At 50.3% G+C, this 1395-nt stretch carries 2 protein-coding genes; one reads left to right on the top strand and one right to left on the bottom strand.

The genetic code is table 11. The features are described 5' to 3' along the window. On the top strand, nt 1–702 hold a 702-nt coding region (locus D1641_RS18840; protein WP_160668521.1), incomplete at its 5' end, for a CAP domain-containing protein. 190 nt (nt 703–892) lie between these two features. Here the strand turns inward: D1641_RS18840 and D1641_RS18835 are convergent. After that, the gene (locus tag D1641_RS18835; protein WP_160668519.1) at nt 893–1150 is read right to left on the bottom strand and encodes a helix-turn-helix transcriptional regulator; all 258 of its coding nucleotides are present in this window, start codon (nt 1148–1150) and stop codon (nt 893–895) included. Nucleotides 1151–1395 lie beyond the last annotated feature (245 nt).

Genomic DNA, 1395 nt, shown 5'->3' with positions numbered 1-1395 from the left:
CCCGCCACAGCAGCGGGAGCCCCAACCATCCGGATGAGTAGCTACAAGGGTAGCATCCTGGAAGTAGGAGAGCGCAGTGGCCTCATCATTGGCCCAAACGGTACGGACTACACCGTCACCTCCAGCGACCCGGACACGGTGGCGGTGGAGCAGGTGCTGACCTTCTGGGTCGCTGTTGCCAAGATGGTAGGGACTGCGGAGATCACCGCTTCCAACAGCGCCGGGGAATGTGGGAGTGTAACGCTAACAGTCGGATCCGCCCCCGCCGCACCGGAAGCCCCTGCCAGCGGGGACAGCGCCAGCCTGACAAACAACCTGGAGATACGCCAAGAGATGATCCGGCTCATCAACCAGACCCGCAAGGACAACGGGGTGTCGGAGTTACCAGTTAACGAGGCCCTGATGAACGCCGCCCAAGCCTGCTCCAACCGGCGCTACACCTGGCATCACGCTCCGGAGGAAAGCCAAGCCGATGTCGACGCTGGCTACCCCCACGGCTTCGGCGACAACCTCACCGTGTTCACCGGCACAGCCGACGCCGCTCAGCGCGCCGTCGATAACTGGATCAACTCCCCCGGTCACTTCGAAACCATGATCGACCCCAGATGCGACTGTATCGGCGTGGGCGTGACCCAGTACGATGGTATCACCTACTGCTATATGTTCGTCGGGATACCTAACAGTGTTAACTTTTATGCATAACCGAACAATAACCAGAAAGGGCCGTCCAGAAAGCTGGATGGCCCTTCCTCATGGCAACAGATAACAAAGCACAAACAGGAAAAATATCGCCGTGGAATTCAAATTCCCTGTTCAGATATTGCGTAGCAGAAAACAATGAATAAGCCCAAACCGTATGAACAAATGCCTGTCCATAGTTTGTAATCAGCATTTATTTATCCGGATTAAACTTAAAGAGTACATAAGGTTCAATCTCTAAAACTGTAGCTATGTTAAAAACAACCTCCAGCGAAATAGCGCGCACCATATTTGGCGCTTCTATCGCTCCCATGTGCTGCCGACTGATGCCTACACGGTCCGCTACTTGTTCCTGAGTGAGATTTTTCCGCTTCCGGTAATATGCAATAGCACATCCTAAATCTCGATAGCGCTCAGAATTATCAAAAGCAGTTCCATCTTTCTTGTCCAATACATATTCGCCTCCTCGGTTAATTTTACCGGAGGCGGAAATTTTATTAAATTGTCTGAGTTGTGGCGCTTGATATTTGAATTGTGACAGTATATAATGTCAACAGAGATTCTTGACGCAAAATAAATATCATTTGAGCGCAATCAAGGTTTCCTCTAAAATCATTTTATACTATTTCTTAATTAAAAGATTTAATTATCCAGTCTCTCCCAGTGATGCTGGAAATAACCTGATTGGACAAAGAG

This window comes from Colidextribacter sp. OB.20 (genome assembly GCF_009911595.1).
Taxonomy (GTDB): Bacteria; Bacillota; Clostridia; order Oscillospirales; family Oscillospiraceae; genus Lawsonibacter.
The sequence above is the reverse complement of the archived record's forward strand: the minus strand, read 5'-3'. Positions and strand labels throughout refer to the sequence as shown.